We start from the raw sequence: 3191 nt of genomic DNA on the forward strand, positions 1-3191 counted from the left end.
TTGAGGACGAGCGCGGAGCGCGGAGAGAAGGGGGTCCGGGGGCGGAGCCCCTGGAGAAGGGCGGGCGGGTGGGGGGAATCAGCCTGCCCGGCGATTGAGGGCAAGCGCGGAGCGCGGAGAGACGGGGGTCCGGGGGCGGAGCCCCTGGGAAAGGGCGGGCGGGTGGGGTATCAGCCTGCCCGGCGATTGAGGGCGAGCGCGGAGCGCGGGGAGGAGGGGGGGCTTGGGGCGGAGCCCTCAGGGACGGGTGGGTGGGTGGGGGATCAGCCTGCCCGGCGTTTGGGGGCGAGTTCGCGGCGCGAGGGGGTGCCCCCTGGGAGAGGGGGAGGTCAGGTCCGGGACTTGGCGTAGTGGCGGGATGCCTTGGCCCGGTTCCCACACGCCGCCATCGAACACCACCGCCGCGTACCGTTCCGCGACGTATCGAAGAAGTGCAGGACACACGCCTCATGGGCGCAGCCCCGAATGCGGTCGGGCGCGGCGGCCAGCAAGTTCAGATAGTCCCGCGCGGCGAGCCACGCGGGCCCCCAGGACGGATCGCTGAACTCCGGCTCCTCACCGGGCCCGGAGGGCGTGAGCCGCATCCGAACGCGCCCCCGCGAGAGCACCGCGTCGACCCGCCCGACGGCCCCCGCGTCCCCGCCCGGCTTGCCGGGCAGATCGACGAGCCCGGCGAGGGCGTCACGGGCGCGCAGCACGTTCTCCAGCGTCGGCCCATCCGCGGCGAACCGCTCGCCGAGCCCGTTCGCGGCGAGCCAGACGGCGAGCCCGTCGGTGCCGGTGAGCAGGTCCTGACGGGCGCCGTCGTGCATCCAGCGGGTGTTGAGGAGGTCGAGGGAGAGGGGTTCGCCGGTGAGGGGGCGAGGGTCGTGGGGTGCGGGCATGGCGGCTTCTCCCTTCAGAGCTAACCGGTCAAGAGTACGTGAGCGGTTGACGCCCGTGATCTCTAACCACTAATCTAACTTTCAACGGTTACAACGGCACATCCGACGAAGGGGAGAGTCATGCCCGAGAACAGCGCCCCACGCACCGGCCACATCGGCCTGAACGTCACCGACCTCGACCGCTCACTGGCCTTCTACCGGGACGTCATCGGCTTCGACGTGATCGGCGAGGGCAAGGAGGAGGGCCGCCGGTTCGCCTTCCTCGGCCGCGACGGCACGCTCGTGCTCACGCTGTGGCAGCAGGCGCAGGGGGCGTACGACTCCGGGCGCGCGGGCCTGCACCACCTGGCGTTCGAGGTGGACTCCGTGGACCGGGTCCGGGAGTACGAGCGGGAACTGCGGGCGTACGGCGTGGAGTTCGCGTACGAGGGCGTCGTGCCGCATGGCGAGGGCGCCGCGTCCGGCGGGATCTTCTTCCACGACCCGGACGGCACTCGCCTGGAGATCTACGCCCAGTCCGGCGCCGAGTCCGGCACGGCGCCGGTCGCGTCGGCGCCGACCTGCGGCTTCTTCTAGGGAGGCGCCCGCCATGGCCACGTACGACAGGCACGACCCCTATCACCCGGGCTCGCGCGCCGTGCAGGACCGCGTGGGCGTGCGGGAGCTCGCCGATCACGTCGGCCGGTCCATCGGCCCGGGCATCCGCCCGGTCGCCGCCGCGTTCCTCGAACTCCAGCCGATGCTGGTCGTCGGCGGGCAGGATCCGGCGAGCGGCCGGGTGTGGGCGTCGCTGCTCACCGGCGCGCCCGGTTTCGTACGGGCCACGGGGGCGCACCAGGTGTCGGTGGCGGGCGCGCCCGCGGCGGGCGACCCGCTCGCCGCGGCGCTCTCCCGGCCCGGCGCGCCCGTCGGCACGATCGCGCTCGACCCGCGCACGCGGCGCCGTATGCGGCTGAACGGGCGGGCGCGGCCGACACCGCGCGGGCTCGCCATCGAGGCGGATCAGGTCTTCTCCAACTGCCCCAAGTACCTGCAGAAGCGGCAGCTGACCGAGGAGCGCCGACCCGGACCGCCCTCCTCGCCCCACCACTCCACCGAACTGTCCCCCGCCCAGCAGGACTTCATCGCGACCGCCGACACCTTCTTCATCGCCACCGTGCGCGACGGCGGCGCCGACGCCAGCCACCGGGGCGGCAACCCCGGCTTCGTCACCGTCACTTCTCCGTACGAACTCCAGTGGCGCGACTACCCCGGCAACGCCATGTTCCTGACCCTCGGCAACCTCACCGTCGACCCGCGCGCCGGGCTCCTCCTGCTCGACTGGGCCACCGGCACGACGCTCCAGCTCACCGGCTCCGCCCGTACCGATTACGACGCATCCGACGGCTCCCGGACCGTCCGCTTCCGCCTCTCCGAGGCCGTCGAAACGCCCGGCGCGAGCCCCTGGACCTGGACCGGAACCGAGTACTCCCCCGCGAATCCGCCGCTCGCCGGCTGATCGGCAGTCGGGTAACAACCCGTGCCGATCCGGTGTACGAGGTCTAACGTCAGGCCGTGCACAAGGAGCTCCGGGTGGCGGCCTACGCCGTATGCGTACGGGACGGATCGGTGCTGCTCGCCCGCTGGGTCGCGGGGGACGGCAGCAAACGGTGGACGCTGCCCGGGGGTGGCATGGACCACGGTGAGGACCCCTACGACACCGTGATCCGTGAGGCCGACGAGGAGACCGGGTACGCCGTCGAGCCGGTCGCCCTGCTCGGGGTCGACTCGTTGCGGCGGCGCTATCCGAGGCGGCTCGGGGCCGTTGCGGACTTTCATGGGCTGCGCATTGTGTACGAGGCGAGGGTGACCGGTGGGTCACTCCGCCACGAGACCGCGGGCTCCACCGACCTTGCCGCCTGGCACCCCCTCGACACGGTGCCCTCCCTCGACCGGGTCAGTCTGGTCGACGTGGGCCTGACCCTCTGGCGCGACCGCCCCCACGACGGCCACCTGACCTGACGCCCCCTCCCCACCCACCCGCCCTTTCCCCGGCTCCGCCGCTCGGCTGGGGCTCCGCCCCTCTCCCCCATATCGCCGCTCCGCGGCTCGCCCTCAAACGCCGGGCAGGCTGAATATCCCCGCCCGCCCCCGGGAGGGGGCGGGCGGGCGGGCAAAAAGCGAGCGCACAGCGCGAAGCCACCTCAGCGACGCAAGACGGCCGGACGCGGCGGGGCGGCAGGACGCAGTAGGGCTGTTGGGTGGGGGGCTATAGCCCGTCCGGCGTTTGAGGACGAGCGCGCAGCGCGGAAAGAAGGGGGTCCGGGG

General features: G+C 73.0%; 4 protein-coding genes. 3 read left to right on the forward strand and 1 reads right to left on the reverse strand.

Features of this window, described 5'->3' with window-relative positions; genetic code table 11:
- Positions 1 to 329 precede the first annotated feature (329 nt).
- Positions 330 to 884: a CGNR zinc finger domain-containing protein gene (locus ACFWZ5_RS45820; protein ID WP_384806634.1), complete on the reverse strand. Its 555-nt coding sequence runs from the start codon at positions 882 to 884 to the stop codon at positions 330 to 332.
- Positions 885 to 1004: 120 nt separating this feature from the next.
- On the opposite strand from ACFWZ5_RS45820, the gene ACFWZ5_RS45825 reads away from it, so the two are divergent.
- Genes ACFWZ5_RS45825 through ACFWZ5_RS45835 form a run of 3 tightly spaced genes read left to right on the forward strand, consistent with a single transcriptional unit; the run spans position 1005 to position 2885 of the window.
- Positions 1005 to 1460 (forward strand): VOC family protein, encoded by a 456-nt coding sequence (locus ACFWZ5_RS45825; protein ID WP_384806636.1) that lies wholly within the window; start codon positions 1005 to 1007, stop codon positions 1458 to 1460.
- A gap of 13 nt (positions 1461 to 1473) precedes the next feature.
- Complete coding sequence (locus ACFWZ5_RS45830; protein ID WP_384806638.1) at positions 1474 to 2382, forward strand: pyridoxamine 5'-phosphate oxidase family protein; 909 nt, start codon at positions 1474 to 1476, stop codon at positions 2380 to 2382.
- Positions 2383 to 2438: 56 nt separating this feature from the next.
- Positions 2439 to 2885, forward strand: coding sequence for an NUDIX hydrolase (locus tag ACFWZ5_RS45835; RefSeq protein WP_384806640.1), 447 nt, complete (start codon positions 2439 to 2441; stop codon positions 2883 to 2885).
- The last annotated feature ends 306 nt before the right edge of the window (positions 2886 to 3191 follow it).

Origin of the sequence: Streptomyces sp. NPDC059003, assembly GCF_042740445.1 — a bacterium.
In the GTDB taxonomy this organism is placed as follows: Bacteria; Actinomycetota; Actinomycetes; order Streptomycetales; family Streptomycetaceae; genus Streptomyces.